The organism is Flaviaestuariibacter amylovorans, from assembly GCF_039541815.1.
Classification (GTDB): domain Bacteria; phylum Bacteroidota; class Bacteroidia; order Chitinophagales; family Chitinophagaceae; genus Flavisolibacter; species Flavisolibacter amylovorans.
This window is the reverse complement of sequence record NZ_BAABGY010000014.1, coordinates 119,455-137,398: the sequence shown is the minus strand read 5'-3', so window position 1 is coordinate 137,398 and position 17,944 is coordinate 119,455. Positions and strand designations below refer to the sequence as shown.

Sequence of the window (17,944 nt, the reverse complement as noted above, 5' to 3'; positions counted from 1 at the left end):
AACTCCAGGCGGTGCAGCGCATCGAAGTCGTTCGCGGCCAGGGCGCGCTGCAATACGGTCCGCAGTTTGGCGGCATGGTCAACTACATACTCCGCAACGGTTCGGAAATCAGCAAGCCTTTCGAATTCGAAACGCAGCAGACCGTCGGGTCCAACCGCCTTTTCAACTCGTATAACGCCATAGGCGGCAACAGCGCCAGGGTGCACTACTATGCCTTCTTCGACCACCGCAACGGCGACGGCTGGCGTCAGAACAGCCGCTATTATACCAACGCCGGCTTCGGCACCGTCACCTATCGCTTCACGCCGCGGTTCTCGCTCTCGGCCGAGCTGATGCGCTCCAACATCCGCAGCCAGCAGCCGGGCGGCCTCACCGACCTACAGTTTGAGCAGGATGCGCAGCAAAGCCTCCGCAGCCGCAACTGGTTCGACATTACGTGGACGATGCCCGCGCTGACGGCCAACTGGCAGATCAATCCCAGCACCCGCTGGGCCACCAAGCTGTCGGCCACCCTCGGCGACCGCAACTCGGTAGGCTTCACCCGCGCCATCAATATTGCCGACACCATCAACCGCACAACGCTTCAGTACAACAACCGCGTGCTCAACGGCGACTTTTACCGCAACTATGTGCTCGAGAGCCGCATCATTACCGACTATAAGCTGCTTGGCCGCAATCATACCATTTCGGGCGGCATCCGTGCTTATACGGGCAACACCCACCGCCTTGCAGAAGGACGCGGCACCACCGGAACCGATTACACGATGGAGCTTGCTACCGGCGGCCGTTACGACCGCGACATCAACTTCGGTTCGCAGAACCTGGCCGCTTATGTAGAGAATATCTTCCGCATCTCCGACAAGTTCATCCTCATCCCCGGGGTCCGCTACGAGTGGCTCCGCGGCGAAGCCTCTGGCCGCATCGGCTACAAGGCCAACGGACAGGACAGCCTGCTGCAGAACGTGGCCCGAAGCCGCTCTTTCCTGCTGGCCGGCATCGGTGCTGAATTCCATGTAACGAAAACTACGGAGTTCTACGGCTCCTTCGCGCAGGCCTACCGCCCCATTCAGTTTGCCAACCTGCAGGCTCCGGCGGCCACTACCGATATCATCGACCAGGATCTGCAGGATTCGAAGGGATACAATATCGATCTCGGTTATCGCGGTAAGGTGAAGAACTACCTCCAGTTCGATGTAAGCGGCTTTGTGCTGCAATACGACAACCGGGTGGGTACCCGATCCTTCGCCGCCGTTCCGGGCGTTTCGCCGGCCTACCGCCTGGTGACCAACCTCGGCTCCAGCCTCTCCAAGGGCTTTGAAGGCTACGTGGAGATCAACCCGGTGCGCGCCTTCCGCCGCAATAGCAACTGGGGCCTGATCGTGTTCGGCTCCTACAGCTACCTTGATGCACGCTACAGCAGCTCGTTCAAAGACAGCATCATTGCCGGCAAGCGCGTAGAGAACGCACCGGAGGCCATCTTCCGCGGTGGCATCAGCGCCGGCTACAAAGGCTTCCTGCTTACCGGCCAGATCAGCCACACGGGTCTGACGTTCTCTGACGCTACCAACACCACTGCTATTGCCACCAATGGCCAAAGCGGTCCCATTCCCGCATATACCATCACCGACCTGTCGGCTTCCTTCAAGGCCACACGAAGCCTGACGCTGAAGGCGGGTATCAACAACGTCTTCGACAAGCGCTACTTCACCCGCCGCGCCGGTGGCTACCCGGGCCCGGGCGTGCTCCCCGCCGATGGCCGTACGGCCTTCTTTTCAATCGGTGCCCGTTTTTAACTGTCCTGTTAGATTAGAATACGAAAGCCTCCCGTTCACGGGAGGCTTGCTTTTTGAAATTGGGCTTCTTATTCCAGTTCTTGTCTGTTTAATTATTCACTTAACTCAGGTGAAAAACACCTTTGCTAAACAAGCACCTAAAAAACTTAAATTGGCGCTTAACCAGGCCGCATGAGTGCACAACTTCTCCCGCTGATCCAGCAATATAAGTCCGACAAGGAATCGGTTTACAACACCTGGTTCGTCAATAATGAGGATCGTTTAAAGGCTTTCCGGTCCATCCGCCGCGGCATGCGCCAGGTTTTTGAAGACATCAGATCCGGCACGTTTCCCAACGATTTCCGGGGTTCGTCCCTAGAGTTCGTGCTGAATTGTATTACCGAGCAAAAACAAGTTTTCGAGGGCGCTGCCCACCCGTTCTACTGGAAGCCCAAGCTACGGATCCCCGACATTTACGAAAACCAAAACAAAAGCGACTGTTCGGCCGGTTCCTGGAGCAATGTTATGGAGCCCGGACCGAAGACCATCTGCTGCGGGAAATTATCAAGCTCGACTCCTATAAAATTAAAGGACTGGGACCGTCTGTAGCCAGTATCTTATACTTTCTGCACCCTACGCTGATCCCACCATTCAATACTGCCATTGTAAACGGATTTAATTCGCTGTTTCGGGATAAAAAGAAACTTGGCAGCTGGCAGGAATACCTCAAATTGCGGGAAGTGCTGTTGGAAACAAACCGTACATTCTGTTCCGAACTTTCAACCGACCAGGGTGCGCTTGCAGGACTCCTCTTCGAAGTAGGCATGCAAAAGATGGTGCTGGGAGGCGATGAGTACCTTTCGCAGACCGAACGGGGAAGATTGGAGAGGATGATCGAAAAACGACATGCCGAGGTAACTGCCGAACGGGCGGAGGAAAACCTGCACACAGAGATGCAATACCACCTGCTCAAGATTGGCAATGCACTTGGGTATGATGTTACACCCGCATCCAATGACCGGTCCCGGTGTTTCCAGGACCAGAGCTTTTCTTTTATCAGCCTGCCCCGGTTTCCTTCCTTTGATCTGGATCCGGATACCTTGAACACCGTTAAGCTATTGACGTTCTTTGGTTTGAGAAAGGTACCAATAATGTGGTCGCTGCTTTCGAAGTTGAGAAGAGCACCAGTATCTATTCGGGCATTTTAAGGCTCGCCGACCTTAGTTATTCGATTGCCAATGGCGATGAAGTATTTTATCTGATTGTACCCGATAAGCGGGAAAAGGATGTCGTAGCGCAGCTGATGAGGCCGGCTATTCGGAACAACCGGATCTCCATCAAGTATATACTTTTTTCCGATCTTCGGAAACATTTTGACGCCTTGTGCACTTTTGGTGATAATCAGCGGATCATGGAAAAAATCGCCAAGGACGCTGCTGACCCGGTTCCAAGGGTTTAAGCGGTGCCCACATGCTATCTTTGCTTCAATCCTAAATTTTCTCCCTCATGAAGCGTATCCTATTTGCTTGTCTTGTTTCTGTTCTTTCTATTACTTCAGCAAGTGCCCAGTCTCGGGCTCAGGAAGAGGTTTGTTACAATCCGAACCTGTTGAAAGATACCACGAAGAAAAGCCTGAATGCAATGGCTGTTGGCGTTATCGATGGCGACAGTGTAAAAATCAGCTATCACTCGCCGGGTGTCCGTGGGCGGGTAATATGGGGTGGGCTGGTGCCCTATGACGAGGTTTGGGTTACCGGCGCACACAATGCGACCACCATCAATGTAGGGCGCCCTTTTTCCATTGGTGGAAAAAAAATACCAGCCGGGAAGTACGCATTGTTCACCATTCCAGGGAAAAAGGAATGGACCGTCATCATTAACCGGCACTGGAACCAGCACCTTACAAATGAGTATGATGCCAAAGACGACCTGGTGCGCTTTACGGTAAAGCCCAGGACCAATAGGCATACGGAGCGGCTGCAGTATACCGTAGAGCCTGCCAAGGCTAATATGGGCATTGTTTCCATTGCCTGGGAAAAGAGACGTATTGCGTTCCCGATTCAGTTGCAATAATCATGCAACTATAACGACATTAAATTCCGCTTTTTATATACAATCCCCGGCTGAACAGCCGGGGACTTTTTTGCTGTATAAGTGCGCTCAGCGACTGATCTATTGCAGCTGGAAATCAATCCCATCCGCCGGGATAGCTCAGCGGGTTGGGGCCTGAATATTGCATGTAGGCGTCAAAACATTGATAATATGAAAAGGATTTTTGTCTTAGGAGCCAGTGTCGTATGGCTGGCGGCCTGCTCGGGAAATGACAACCAGACCGCAACCACGGAGACCACAACGGAGACCGCTACCCATCAGGATACTTCAGGCGCCTCTTCCAACACTGCCGCGACTCCGACCAGTGGTGCAGACTTTCAAGGGGTTATGAGCAAGATGATGAGCGATATGCACGGTATGACCATGACCCAGGATCAGGATCACGACTTTGCAATGATGATGAAGGAACACCACGAAGGTGCCATCGAAATGTCAAATATTGAACTCAGCAGTGGCAGCAATGCGGAGCTGAAGCAAGTGGCGCAAAAGATTATTGACGACTCCCGTAAGGATATAACTGAGCTGGATGCATTTATGAAGAATCATCAGCCGAATGGCAAGTCTGACTTTGCCCAGAAATCGATGGAGCAGATGATGAAAGGCTCCTCAATGAATATGAACCATGGCGGCAGTGTCGATCAACAGTTTGCGATGATGATGTCGATGCACCACCAGCAGGGAATAGACATGGCACGTCTTTACCTAAAATCAGCCCGCTCCGCTGAGACAAAGAAAGTAGCGAACAATACGATTCAGGCAAACACGGAAGACAATAAGAAGCTGGCCAAGTTCCAGAACGGCAACTCCGGAACAGATATGCCGGGGCACAATATGAATGGAATGTCCGGTCACGATTCCATGAGCCACTAAGTCATGAAGCGGGTCGCACGTTTTTCACTTGCACTTCTTTACCTGGTGTTCACCACCGGCGCGACCCTGCACACCCATATCTGCATGGGTGATACTGTTTCGACATCACTTTTCGCTGATCAGGACGGGCCTTGTAGCAAATGTGGCATGGAAAAGCATGAGCAAGCCAACGATTGCTGCAAGGATGTGCCGACAACTTTAAAGGTCACCGACGACCATTATCCCGCCTTCGACGCGTACCCTACCCGTTCAAGCTGGGTGCTCTTAGAGCAGTGCCTGCCAGGTATAACGACGACCATTCATCCGGTGGCGATCGCCACGCCTAGTCGTTCATTTGCAGACTCAGGGCCGCCCGGACATTCTTCTGTCCCTCTCTATTTAATGATACGCGTTCTGCGTCTCTGACTTTTTTTTGTAAATCGCTCGTGGCGGTTATTAGTCCCAACGCACTTGCCCAGGCGCAGGTGACGTACCTATTATTTTCATCTAAAACCTTTATCATGGCCCACAATACCCTATTCCAGGCATGTATTGACGCATGCCTCCGCTGCGCGTCTGTTTGTAATCATTGCGCCTCTGCCTGCCTCCAGGAAGACGATGTAAAGATGCTCGTTCGCTGCATTCAGTTGGATCTCGAATGCGCTGCGATCTGCAACGCGGCCGCCCAGGTAATGAGCCTCGGGGGGACATTATCCAAAGACCTCTGCCGGGTTTGCGCTGAAATCTGTGACGCCTGCGCCGCAGAATGTGAGCAACATGCACAACACGGCATGGAACATTGCCGCGAATGTGCGGAGGCCTGTCGCCGTTGCGCAGATGAATGCAGAAAGATGGCTCCATAGCCACACTGTTTCCTGACCCTGGGAAGGCATCCATAGGGGTGTCTTCCTTTCAAACATTTTCCGATGAACACCTTGCGACATATTTTTCTGGCGTTATTTATTTTTTGTGCCGTCCGATTGAGCGCCCAGCATGATCATGGGCAAATAGCAGCAAAAGTCGATTCCGGCGGACGGTCTCAACAGCGTACCCTACGGCGTATGGGCCCGGTTGTCGAGTATCACCTTTATGTAAAGGACACCACTGTTAATTATACCGGGCGGAAACGCAAGGCCCTCGCCATCAACGGCTCCATTCCTGCCCCGACCCTCCGGTTTACGGAAGGCGATTCGGCAGTAATCTATGTTCATAATCTCTTGCCCGAGGAAGTGTCGATCCACTGGCACGGTATTCTGCTTCCCAACGAGGAAGATGGCGTACCGCTGCTCAACACCACGCCCATCCGCCGCGGCGAGACCTACATATTTCGGTTCCGCATCATCCAAAGCGGCACCTACTGGTATCACTCCCATACTGAGTTCCAGGAGCAGGTTGGTTTGTACGGCTCTATGGTGCTGCAGCCGGCTGTTCCAAATACGTCCCGCCCGAAAGCTGAGGAAGTGCTGCAGATTTCCGATTGGCGGGACGAACGGCCGGGCAGCATTATGCGCTCTTTAAAGAGACGGCAGGAGTGGTATGCCATCAAGAAGAAAGGGGTGCAGAGCTGGGGTGAAGCTATCGTCAAGGGACATTTCGGCGATAAAGTGCAGATGGAGTGGACCCGCATGCCCGGCGCCGATGTCAGCGATGTGTATTACCCGGTTCAGTTGATGCACGGGAAGCCGGTTCAAACGTTTAAAAAGTACAGGAAGGGCGACTCCGTCGTTCTGAGGGTCATCAATGGCTCCGCCGCAACTTACTATTGGCTCCAATATTCCGGTGGTAAGATGACCGTCATCGCGGCTGATGGCATTGATGTTCGTCCTGTTGACGTGGATAAATTGCTGATCGCTACCGCAGAAACCTACGATGTGATTATCCGCATTCCTGATAACGGCCAGTATGAATTCCGGGCCACAGCACAGGACATTACTACCCAGGCCTCCGCCTTCTTCGGTTCGGGGCCGCAGGTGAAAGCTAAGGATATCCCGAAGCTGGATTATATGGTGCTGATGAACGAAATGAACAGGATGACCTGGATGATGAAGGGGATGGGGATGAAGATGAAGATGGGCCTTTACATGAAAATGCCGGAAATGGATATGTCATCCATGGGGGGGATGTCCGGGATGGGAAGCATGCCGGGTATGAACGGGATGAACCATGCCGGCACCACAGGTCACGATACATCTATGTCCACGAGCATGCCTGAAAGGCACTCCATAGATACTACCGGCAGGCGCCCGGACTCAGTCCGGCAGCCGGGCGTAATGGATCATTCCAATATGCCGGGGCACACCCCGACTACGACGACGCCTACACCCGTTGCAAAACCAAAGGCAGCTACCACAGGTACAGCGCCTAAGAGCGCCACCCCTGCAAGGAAGCCACCTGTAAAGAAAACACCTGTCAGGAAAGCGCCGGTAAAAAAAGCTCCGGTGAGGAAGGCGCCACCAAAGCGACCCGCCCCGAAGAAAGATCCGATGCAAGGGATGGATCACAGCAAGATGCCCGGGATGAAGATGAAAATGGCCCCCGATTTTTCCCGTCAACGCGGACCGATGGAGCCGGGTTTGAACACTTATCTTTTGGTGTCTGGTACACTGCACGGCAAGCCCATCGTGGATACACCTCCGAAGAAGCCGCAGCCGGCGGCAGATCACTCCGGGCATCCGGGCATGGCAATGCCCGGTAAACGGCAGGACACCATACCCCCGAAGGCGCAACCGATGATGGACCATTCAGAGCATGCGGGCATGCCGATGCCGTCCGGACGCAACGATACGACCAATCCTTCCCAAACGGCACCGGGCAGCATGCCAACGGAAAGTACGCCGATGGGCAGTATGCCGGGGCATGCCGGCATGAGCGGCATGGGCGCGACCGGCGATACTTCCCGAAGCTTCATGTTGCAACATATGATGACCGATATGCCGCTCACGGGATTTGATTTTCCGCCTGGAAACGGAAACGATGTCGTATTATCCTACGATATGTTGCGCTCCGATAGCGTCACGACATTGCCCGCGAATAGGCCCTGGCGCGAGATTGAGCTTACGCTGTCTGGAAATATGCAGCGCTATATCTGGTCCATCAATGGCAAGACACTGGCCGAGCAGGACTTCAAAGTAATGATCCGTCGCGGCGAGAACGTGCGTGTTGTTTTTACGAATGCCACCATGATGGAACATCCGATTCACCTCCACGGGCACTTTTTCCGGGTGATCAACCGCCAGGGGGGATACTCGCCGATGAAGCATACATTCAATATCAAAGCAATGGACGTGCAGGTCATCGAATTCGCTGCGACGGAAGAAAAGGATTGGTTTCTGCATTGCCATACACTCTATCATATGATTTCGGGCATGGCCACCATCTTCAGCTACGAGGGAACGGAGTCGGCAGTCCAAAAGGCGTTTACGCATGATTTTCAAATGTTCAAGCGGATGCATGGCAACCGCTACTATCCCTGGGGTGACCTGTCCGTTCATAGCCAGGGGATATTCGGTTCCTTCTTTCTTTCTGGCCCCCGCTACCAGTTGAATACCGAATTCCGCTATGACTACAAAAAGGGATACGAAGTAGAGCCGCGGCTGCAGCGCTTCCTTGACCGGCGCCAGTACTTTTCCGCCTTTATCGGTGCCGACCTTGAGCGGGAAACGGCTGACCAAGGCAAAGCCTTACCACAGGAGCGAAGCACCCAGGCGGGGACCGTTGGTTTGATCTATACACTTCCTTTCTTTATTGATGTGGAAGGGCGCGTAGACACCCGGGGGCGGTTCCGCCTCGAGTTTCGACGGGAGGATCTGCCGCTTACCACCCGCACCCGGCTTGACTTCCGCTGGAATACCGATAAGGAATTTGGCATCGGTGCACAGTATATTGTGACGAAATACCTGGCAATTTCTACCAATTATGACAATGAGTACGGTTGGGGCGCAGGATTGACCTTTATCTATTGACAAGAATTTGAACATGGAACACCATCCGACTAGGAAAAAAAAGCGATGGGGACGAAAGATCCTGATTGGACTTTTCGCTGCATTCATTCTTATTCAGTTCTATCGGCCGCCGAAAAATCTGGGCGAGGTCATGCCGGCAGCCGGGGGACTCATCCACGCTGTCGCCGTTCCCGACAGCGTCCAGGCGGTATTGGTTACTGCCTGCTACGACTGCCACTCCAACCGGACCCGGTATCCGTGGTATGCTGAAATCAGCCCGGTAAGTGTTTTTTTAGCCAATCATGTGCGTGAGGGAAAAAAGGAGCTGAACTTTTCGGAGTTCGGCTCCCTTTCTCCGCGCCGGATGCGCAGTAAACTATCAGCCATCACGGAGCAGGTTGAAGAAAAAGAGATGCCCCCGCGATCTTATGTGTGGATACATCGCGATGCGGATTTGTCCGAAGAACAACGCAGGCTTCTGATCGCTTGGACAGACAGTACGCGTCGATTCCTAGAAGACCGGAAATAGCGGCTTTTTTTAGTCAATCCCTCGGCCCTCCGACTTTGGTGCATGTAGCATTCTCATTCCGGCACGGAATGGACCATTCCGGAAACAGATGCGGGTCAAATGGGAATTCCTATACGCCTAATTCTCAAGCGTTTGCAAATCGATGGTTTTATTTGATGCCTGCTTTTTGTTAAACAGGATGTAAACGAAGGAAAAAAACTGCCCGTTTCTCGGTTCAATCCATCCCATAACCTAATTTTGTTGACGGCATTTGCCTAATTACTTGAAAAAGCTCATTTTATTTTTTACGCTACTCGTTTACATGACCAGCACGGTTGGGGCTACCGTGCATGTACACTATTGCATGGACCGGGTTGCAGGTTGGGGGTTTTCATCCCCGGAAGATAAAGCCTGCAATCAGTGTGGCATGGATACAGAAGCATCCAAAGATTGCTGTAAGGATACAAAGGCGGAGGTAAAACTCAAGGCGGATCAAAAGCAGTTTTCTTCGAGTGACCTGAAGATTGCAGCGCCGCACATTATTGCGCCTGTATTTAATCCCTACGGTGATTTTCTGGTTGTCAGCACGCCTGTGCGTGCGTATCCGTTCGCCCATGGACCACCGCTACTAGGCAACCTGCCTATTTATTTGCGGACACGCTCCCTGCTGCTCTGATATTGCTTGCCTGGCATTCGCCGGGCTTTCTGGCGTTCTTCGGTCTGATCTTGCGTACTTTTTTCTCTTTTAAAATCATAACAACATGAAACCTGCTTATTTCAGCATGGCGCTTGGCCTTGCCCTCTTTGTGTCTGCCTGTAACAACGATTCAACTTCGCCCGGTGGTACCGCCACCGCAAATTCCGACCAGAGTGATAAAACCGGTACTACCGCAGTTCCTGCGGAAACTGCAAAGGGTAATTCTTCCGTAAATGCTATTGTCGGTCACTATATGCATGTCAAAGACGCATTGGCGGGTGACAACGGAAGCGAGGCTGCTGCTGGCGCAAAGGCCATGGTCGCTGAACTTTCCAAGGTGGATGCTTCCGGGTTTACGCAAGAGCAGCAAAAAACATATGCTGATGTCTCCGATGACCTTAAGGAAATGGCAGAGCATATCGCGGAAAGCGCATCCAAGATCGACCATCAACGAGAGCATTTTGTAATGATGAGCGATGACGTGAAAGCGCTCGTCAAGTCGTTCGGGTGGGACGCCCCCCTGTACGTAGGGCATTGCCCAATGGCTAATGGCGACAAAGGGGCAGATTGGTTGAGTAAGGAAGAGGCTATTTCCAATCCGTACATGGGTAAAAAAATGCCAAAATGTGGCAATGTCAAAGAAGTTATCAAGTAACATCTAATACTAAAATCTAAACACCTTTTATGAACAATCGCATTTGGGCGTTCTTCCTCCTCGGCGGCGTCGTACTATCGACGGCTTTTTTGGCTTCCTGCCGTAAGCACAAAATGGATATGGACGATGACATGTCCGGAATGGGAGGCATGGAGAAGAATTTTAACTTTCCTGCCGTTTTTGTAGTGAATGGTGAAAGTAATTCCATCAGTGTGATCCGCATGTCGGACAATGTAGTGGTGGACAGCATCGCACTGGCGATGCCCGGAATGGGAAGTATGGGAATGTGGCCCCATCATATATCGCTGTATTCCTCCGGCAACAGCCGTCGCCTGGCGGTCGCGCTCCCTGGGATGGACCTGAGTGCCGGGCATGGCGGCCAAACCGGTGGCATGGCAGGTGCACTGATGGTATTGGACGCTGAGAAAGGCACCATGCAGAAGTCTTTATCGCTGCCGGATATGAACCACAACGCTACCTTCTCTCCGGATGGGTCCGAAATCTGGACTTCGCAAATGAATTCCGGCAAAGTGCTGGTTTACGACGCGCAGACTTATGCGCTCAAGAATACCATAACAGTAGGTGCAGATCCGGCAGAAGTAACCTTTTCCTCGGGTGGGTCAAAAGCCTATGTGGCAAATGGCGGCGATGACAACGTAATGGTCATCAACCCGGCTTCAAAGACGGTGACGGCAACAATACCCGTAGGTGATGAGCCGGTGGCAGCCTGGGTAGGTTTCGACGGGAAAATGTACGTAGACAACGAGATGGGCGAAACGGTCAGTGTGATTGATGTAGCGACAAACGCAGTTGTGCAAACAATTAGCCTTGGGTTCATGCCGGGCAGCGTGGCGCACAACCTTCAGAAAAATGAGCTTTGGGTAACTGACCCCGACAATGGTAAGGTTCATTACTGGAACCGAAGTGGAAATCAGTGGGTGCACGGGGGGGTGTTTGATGCTGCGGCCGGGGCCCATGCGGTTGCTTTTACTGCTGACGGCACTGTAGCCTATGTGACAAACCAGATGGCACGTAGCGTTTCCGTAATAAATGTCAACACCCACAGCAAGATCCGCGATGTTGCAGTAGGCCTTAAGCCTAATGGTATCCTGATTAAAAACTAACATTCCACTATCAAATAAAGAAACAATGAAGTATTTTCAACTAGCCCTGATCGCTGTATTTCAACTGGTAGCAGTATCCGTATTCGCTCATGAGAAAGTAGACAGCTTCAAGGTGTCAGGAAATTGCGGGATGTGCAAGCATCGTATTGAAAAAGCAGCGCGCATCAGCGGTGTTAAGGAAGTAGAGTGGAACGACGAAACAAAAATAATGCAGGTGACTTTCAATGCTGACGTTGTGTCGTTGGAGGACATTCAGCGGAAAGTTGCGTCAGTAGGTCACGACACCGACAAATTTAGGGCTGATGATGCCGTCTATAAGAAATTGCCCGGCTGCTGCCGCTATGAACGAAAGTCCGTAGAAACCAAAGGCTAACCGAAGCCCTATTTCCGGGCCGATGAAACACATCTAAGGGCCGCTGGTTGCAGCCGGCGGCCCTTTACTTAATCTTTTATTGTCGAAAAGGAAATTCGATCGGCAATACAATGAAGGGCGTTTTATGGTACATAAGATTATTGAATGGTCCTTGCGCAACCGCTACATTGTTTTGGCACTGGCCATTGGTTTGTTCGTTTGGGGGGGCGTCAGCGTCAAGCGCAATCCTATTGATGCGATCCCTGATCTTTCCGAGAATCAGGTTATCGTTTTTACGGAATGGATGGGACGCGCTCCTCAACTGATCGAGGATCAGATAACCTATCCATTGGTCACTAACCTCCAGGGCCTGCCGCGTATCAAGTATGTACGAGGAACTTCCATGTTTGGTATGAGTTTCATCTATATTATTTTCGAAGACGACGTAGACGTGTACTGGGCACGGTCGCGCGTGCTCGAACGGCTGAGTACGCTGAGTCAAACGCTTCCGCAAGGCGTTACCCCCAGCCTCGGGCCCGATGGGACAGGCGTTGGTCATATTTTATGGTATACGCTTGATGCGCCGGGTATGGACTTGGGCGAACAGCGCGCGATTCAGGACTGGTACGTCAAGTTTGCCTTGCAGAATGTACCGGGCGTCAGCGAAATTGCCTCCTTCGGCGGCTTTCAGAAGCAGTATTCTGTGGTGCTGGATCCCAATAAGCTGCTTTATTACAAGCTCTCGGTTCCCAATGTGATCGCTGCCGTCAGAAGCAACAACAATGAGTCCGGGGGACGAAAATTTGAGCTCAGCGATATCGGCTACATTATTAAGACATCTGGCTACCTGCAATCCATTGAACAGATCCGGAACATACCGGTCAAGAATGAAAGCGGCGTGCCGGTGCGGGTCTCGGATCTTGGTACTGTACAAATGACCGGTGAAAGCAGACTTGGTATTTTCGACCAGGATGGTACCGGAGAACGTGTAGGCGGTATTGTCGTGATGCGTTATGGAGAGAATGCGGACGAAGTGATCAGAGGCATCAAGTCAAAAATGGCGGAGGTTGCTAAAGGCCTGCCTGAAGGCGTCAAGTTTGATATTGTCTACGACCGCGGACAGCTCATTGAGGAGTCGGTCGAATCGATTAAACATACGTTGATGGAAGAAATGATCATGGTGTCGTTGATCGTACTTATTTTTCTCTTTCATTGGCGCAGTGCATTGAGTATCGTTATCCAGATACCCATTACGCTGGCCATCAGCTTTATCCTGCTGAACCTGTTCGGAATTTCCTCTAACATTATGTCGCTCACCGGTATCGCCCTTGCCATTGGGGTGATCGTGGACAATGGAATCATCATGAGCGAGAACGCCTATAAGCAGCTTGCTGAACGCTATGCGCTCTGGCAGCAACAGAAAAAAACATCAATCTGAAATTATGAAGTGGTTAAAAAGGCTTTTTCGCAAGCCCGAGAAATGGATATCGGATGAAGAACGGATTCAGATTATCGAGAACTCCAGCAAACAAGTGTCCCGCGGCGTTTTCTTCGCCACGGTCATCATTATCACGTCTTTCCTGCCGGTATTCATGCTAACCGGACAGGAAGGCAAACTGTTCCATCCGCTCGCATTTACCAAGACCTTTATCATGATTGTGGATGCATTCCTGGTGATTACACTCGCGCCGGTATTGCTGTCTTTTTTTATGAAAGGGCGCTTTCTTCCGGATACCGCCAACCCGGTGAACCGTTTTCTGGAGCGCGTTTATACGCCGGTGATTCGCGGTGTGTTGAAATGGCGGAAGACTACTCTTGCGATTAATATATTGGCGCTTCTGATCAGCATCCCCCTAGTGCGTAGCCTTGGTACTGAGTTTATGCCACCGCTGGATGAGCAGAGTATTCTGTTTATGCCGGTAACCCTACCGGATATTTCCAACGGCGAAGCAAAGCGCATCCTGCAGGTGCAGGATAAGATTATCAAGTCCGTACCGGAAGTAGACAAGGTGCTCGGTAAGGCCGGTCGTGCCAGTACAGCTACAGACAATTCCCCGATCAGTATGATCGAGACGATTATAATGCTTAAGCCGCGTTCAGAGTGGCGGCCCGGCATCACTAAAAGCGATATTGTTCAGGAACTTGACAATAAATTACAAATCCCCGGTGTGGTGAACGGTTGGACACAGCCGATTATCAACCGCATCAACATGCTTTCTACCGGTATTCGGACCGATGTGGGCGTGAAAGTTTATGGACAGAACCTTGACTCGCTCGCCGTGGTATCGGAACGAATAAAGGCAGCGCTGGAAGGCACTCCAGGTGTGTCAGATCTTTATGTCGAGCCGATAACAGGGGGGAAATATTTGAGCGTCAATATCCGTCGCGACGACCTTGCCCGGTATGGCATCAGCGTTGATGACGTCAACCAAACGGTGGAAACTGCCATCGGTGGAGCTTCGGTCGGCAGCACCATCGAGAAGCGCCAGCGGTTTTCGATCAGTGTCCGCATCGGGCAGGAGTTTCGTAACAGTGTGGAGCAGATCCGCCGGATACCACTTCAGTCCGCTTCGTTTGGCGAAGTACCCCTTTCCGCCGTAGCTGATGTGCAATTTGAGTCCGGGCCCCCGATGATTCAGTCCGAGAATGCACTGCTCCGCGGAGCCGTGCTGTTCAACGTCCGTGACCGTGATCTCGGAAGCACCGTGCAGGAGGCGATCGCAAAAATCAATAGTCAAAGAGGCATACTTCCGGAGGGCTACTTTGTGGAATGGAGCGGGCAGTACGAAAACCTGATTCGCGGAAAGCAAACACTGCTGATCATTGCCCCTATTGTAGTCCTGATTATCTTTTTCTCCTTATACTTCGCGTTCCACTCGGCGCGAGAGGCATTCCTGAGCCTTATTACCGTTCCCTTTGCATTGATCGGAGGCGCCTACATCATCTACTTCTGGGGTGTGCATCTTTCAGTCGCCGTAGCAGTCGGTTTTATTGCTCTTTTTGGTATTGCAGTAGAAACCGGTATTGTTATGGTGATTTACCTGAACGACGCGATGCAGCAGTTGATCAAGATCAAGGGAAATTCCAGCGAAACCATCACGCGGGAAGACTTGCGCCAATATGTCATCGCTGGTGCCGCAAAGCGCCTACGGCCAAAGCTGATGACCGTTTCGGTCTCCCTGTTTGGCCTCGTGCCAGTACTGTGGGCAAGTGGTGTTGGCACCGATGTAATGAAGCCGATTGTGCTGCCGATGATTGGCGGGGTATTGACTTCATCGACGCATATCCTGCTGGTTACCCCCCTTATCTTTTTGATGACGAAAGAATATGAGTTGCGTAAACATGGAAAACTTGAGGTTTATGATGTGCATCATTAAGCTGTTTGGTGCAGCTATGTTGCTTTCGATTGGAGCGCTCGCGCAAGGCCCGGTATTGCCGCTGGATAGCGTTCTTTCCCGGATCGAGCGCAACAATATGCAGCTGCATGCTTTTGAGCTTCGGGCGCAGGCTTTCCGTTATAGCGCTGATGCCGCGACGGCCCAGATGGCACCGATGGTCGGACTAGGGACGTTTATGACTCCTTATCCGGGCCAAATGAAAATGGAGCCCAGTGATGCAGGTCAATTGATGCTGCGGATAGAACAGGATATTACTAATCCCTCCAAGCTGAACGCTCGCAAACGATATATTGAGTCGCAGGCGGCCATTGAGCAAGCAGGGAAAGCCGTTACCTGGAACGATTTGCGGGCGGAGGCAAGACGTCAGTATTATACCTGGCTGGTTGCAAGGCAGCGTATCTCCGTGCTGGAACGCAACGAACGGATTATGGTCACCATGCGGAAGATCGAGGAGGTACGCTATCCCTATAACCAATCGCAGCTCGGGGGTATTTATAAGGTCGATGCACGGATCGAAGAGAACCGGAACATGATTCGGATGCAGCAGGGGGAGATTGCCCGTGCGCATGCTTACCTGAATGGACTCATGAACGCTCCGTACGATTTCCAGTTTACGGTCGATACTACGCTTTCTGTAACTGCAAGTTCAGTAGCGGTGGATACGGCTTACCTCGCGGCCGCCCGCGGGGATATCCGGCGCATGGATGCCAATATCCAAAGCATGCGTCTTGATATCGAGTCGATGAACCGGCAGCGGCGTCCAGATTTTAAGATTCAGTACGATCATATGTATCCGCTTGACGCCATGATGCCCAATCAGTATAGCGTCATGGCCATGGTTTCCATCCCCATTGCGCCTTGGGCTTCCAAGATGTATAAATCAGGCGTTAAAGGCATGCAGCTCAACATTCAGGCAATGGAACAAGAGCGAAAGGCAATGCTGATCGAGTCGCAAGGCATGGCCTATGGTATGAAGGCGGAGATCGCAACTATGGAAAGACGCATCCGGGGGCTTGAAGAGACGGTAATTCCACAAATGCAAAAGGCCCTGGATGCCTATTATATCAACTACCAGGAAAATAAAATCCAGCTTCCGGTAGTGCTTGACGCCTGGGAGGCGTTGAACATGCTTCAAACGCAGGCGCTGGAGGAAAAACTCCGGCTTTACCAAATGATCGCAGACTATGAGAAATCACTATATCGCTAGTGCGTTGGTTTTGATGCTTTTTTTTCTGGTTGCTGGCTGTAAGGACCAAAAAAAGAAGACGGGTGGAATGGCTTCCGATCACAAAGTGGAGTATACCTGCCCCATGCATCCGCAAATTATTCGTGACCAGCCCGGTAAGTGCCCGATCTGTGCTATGGACCTGGTGGAAAAAGGGATGGGGACTTCGGAAATGGAAGGGGATACGGCTTTGGCAAGCCTTTTAAAGCCGGTGAATGAACAAGTCGTAGCTGATGTTGCCACTGTTCGTCCCGAAAGCGGCACACGGATTTTCTCTTTGCCGGCGCAAGGTGTCGTCACCTACGATACCCGAAATAAAGTTACTATCTCAAGCCGTGTCAGCGGGCGGATCGAGCGACTCTATATACGCTACAATTTCCAGCCGGTACGTAAAGGTGAGCTGATTATGGAGATCTATTCCCCAGACCTGGCAGCTGCGCAGCGGGAGTTATTATTTATCGCTGAATCGGGTGGAGATGCATCCCTGCTTGCAAGAGCCCGGCAACGACTATCTCTGCTGGGGATGCAGGAGGGGCAAATACGGCACGTATTGCAGAGCCGGCGCATTTTGTACCGGGTGCCGGTCTTTAGCACGGTAAGCGGGTATGTTCTGGAGCAGGGATCAGCTCTGAGCGCTCCTCAGGCAAGCGTTGGCACCGGTGCGTCGGCAGGTAGTGCCGATGGTATGGGGTCAATGGGAGGCGGAGCTGCTGAGCCCGCGATTGCGCCTTCGGGCGGCGGCGTATCATCCGGAAGTGCAACGAGTTTACTGTTGCGGGAAGGACAATACGTCGGCGCCGGACAAACGGTTTTTTCGGTGTATCGGGACCAGAATCTCGTTGCCGAGTTTGCCCTCCAACCAGCCTTGGCCGCTTCGGTAAAACGTGGACAGAAGCTGGTCTTCTTTAAGTCCAATGACCCTGAGTCCGTGTACACAGGTTCTATCGGCTTGATTCAGCCGACCTACCGGGCGGGAAGTAGCTTTACGCTTGCCAGAGTGTATACAGCAGACAGCAGACTTCGGGTGGGACAACTGGTCACAGCGCGTATTCCAGTGCTGAATAGGGGGTGGTGGCTACCCTCCAGTGCCGTAGTGGACCTGGGTGGGCGGCAGGTGGTTTTTAGGAAAGATGGCCGCGTTTTCGCCCCCGTTGAAGTGAAGGTCAGTCTTTCCGCTGAGGATCTTGTACTCATCGAAACCGGCGTATCCGGGTGGGAGGTTGCCCGAAATGCAGCCTACCTGGTCGATAGCGAAAGCTTCATCCGATTGCGCAACTCGTTATCTAATCAACAGCCTAACAACTAGTCTAC

Annotated in this window: 17 protein-coding genes; all 17 read left to right on the top strand. The window is 52.1% G+C overall.

Going from position 1 to position 17,944, the window contains the following annotated elements; all coding sequences use genetic code 11:
* A partial coding sequence (locus ABD937_RS19390; RefSeq protein WP_345257542.1) for a TonB-dependent receptor family protein occupies window positions 1-1,793 on the top strand: 1,793 nt, incomplete at its 5' end.
* Window positions 1,794-1,964: 171 nt separating this feature from the next.
* Complete coding sequence (locus ABD937_RS19385; RefSeq protein WP_345257540.1) at window positions 1,965-2,381, top strand: hypothetical protein; 417 nt, start codon at window positions 1,965-1,967, stop codon at window positions 2,379-2,381.
* Window positions 2,382-2,503: 122 nt separating this feature from the next.
* Window positions 2,504-2,980, top strand: a complete 477-nt coding sequence (locus ABD937_RS19380; protein ID WP_345257539.1) for a hypothetical protein — start codon at window positions 2,504-2,506, stop codon at window positions 2,978-2,980.
* 298 nt (window positions 2,981-3,278) lie between these two features.
* Window positions 3,279-3,845 carry a DUF2911 domain-containing protein gene (locus ABD937_RS19375; RefSeq protein WP_345257538.1) on the top strand — a complete coding sequence of 189 codons (567 nt, stop codon included), beginning with the start codon at window positions 3,279-3,281 and terminating at the stop codon, window positions 3,843-3,845.
* 189 nt (window positions 3,846-4,034) lie between these two features.
* Window positions 4,035-4,754: a DUF305 domain-containing protein gene (locus ABD937_RS19370; protein ID WP_345257537.1), complete on the top strand. Its 720-nt coding sequence runs from the start codon at window positions 4,035-4,037 to the stop codon at window positions 4,752-4,754.
* A gap of 3 nt (window positions 4,755-4,757) precedes the next feature.
* Window positions 4,758-5,159, top strand: coding sequence for an HYC_CC_PP family protein (locus ABD937_RS19365; protein ID WP_345257536.1), 402 nt, complete (start codon window positions 4,758-4,760; stop codon window positions 5,157-5,159).
* A 95-nt stretch (window positions 5,160-5,254) separates the two neighbouring features.
* On the top strand, window positions 5,255-5,596 hold the full coding sequence (locus ABD937_RS19360; protein WP_345257535.1) for a four-helix bundle copper-binding protein: 342 nt from the start codon (window positions 5,255-5,257) through the stop codon (window positions 5,594-5,596).
* Window positions 5,597-5,659: 63 nt separating this feature from the next.
* Window positions 5,660-8,695, top strand: a complete 3,036-nt coding sequence (locus tag ABD937_RS19355; RefSeq protein WP_345257534.1) for a multicopper oxidase domain-containing protein — start codon at window positions 5,660-5,662, stop codon at window positions 8,693-8,695.
* Between the two features lie 13 nt (window positions 8,696-8,708).
* The gene (locus tag ABD937_RS19350; protein WP_345257532.1) at window positions 8,709-9,203 is read left to right on the top strand and encodes a heme-binding domain-containing protein; all 495 of its coding nucleotides are present in this window, start codon (window positions 8,709-8,711) and stop codon (window positions 9,201-9,203) included.
* Between the two features lie 262 nt (window positions 9,204-9,465).
* Window positions 9,466-9,858 carry an HYC_CC_PP family protein gene (locus ABD937_RS19345; protein WP_345257531.1) on the top strand — a complete coding sequence of 131 codons (393 nt, stop codon included), beginning with the start codon at window positions 9,466-9,468 and terminating at the stop codon, window positions 9,856-9,858.
* An 85-nt stretch (window positions 9,859-9,943) separates the two neighbouring features.
* Window positions 9,944-10,534: a DUF3347 domain-containing protein gene (locus ABD937_RS19340; protein WP_345257530.1), complete on the top strand. Its 591-nt coding sequence runs from the start codon at window positions 9,944-9,946 to the stop codon at window positions 10,532-10,534.
* A 29-nt stretch (window positions 10,535-10,563) separates the two neighbouring features.
* Entirely contained in the window at window positions 10,564-11,658 is a 1,095-nt protein-coding gene (locus ABD937_RS19335; RefSeq protein WP_345257528.1) for a YncE family protein, read from the top strand.
* A 25-nt stretch (window positions 11,659-11,683) separates the two neighbouring features.
* Window positions 11,684-12,031 carry a heavy-metal-associated domain-containing protein gene (locus ABD937_RS19330; RefSeq protein WP_345257527.1) on the top strand — a complete coding sequence of 116 codons (348 nt, stop codon included), beginning with the start codon at window positions 11,684-11,686 and terminating at the stop codon, window positions 12,029-12,031.
* Window positions 12,032-12,155: 124 nt separating this feature from the next.
* On the top strand, window positions 12,156-13,448 hold the full coding sequence (locus ABD937_RS19325) for an efflux RND transporter permease subunit (protein ID WP_345257526.1): 1,293 nt from the start codon (window positions 12,156-12,158) through the stop codon (window positions 13,446-13,448).
* Between the two features lie 4 nt (window positions 13,449-13,452).
* Window positions 13,453-15,387 (top strand): efflux RND transporter permease subunit, encoded by a 1,935-nt coding sequence (locus ABD937_RS19320; RefSeq protein ID WP_345257524.1) that lies wholly within the window; start codon window positions 13,453-13,455, stop codon window positions 15,385-15,387.
* The gene (locus tag ABD937_RS19315) at window positions 15,371-16,615 is read left to right on the top strand and encodes a TolC family protein (protein WP_345257523.1); all 1,245 of its coding nucleotides are present in this window, start codon (window positions 15,371-15,373) and stop codon (window positions 16,613-16,615) included. The genes ABD937_RS19320 and ABD937_RS19315 overlap by 17 nt, the downstream gene beginning before the upstream one ends.
* Window positions 16,593-17,939, top strand: coding sequence for a heavy metal-binding domain-containing protein (locus tag ABD937_RS19310; protein WP_345257522.1), 1,347 nt, complete (start codon window positions 16,593-16,595; stop codon window positions 17,937-17,939). Before ABD937_RS19315 ends, ABD937_RS19310 begins: the two co-directional genes overlap by 23 nt.
* The last annotated feature ends 5 nt before the right edge of the window (window positions 17,940-17,944 follow it).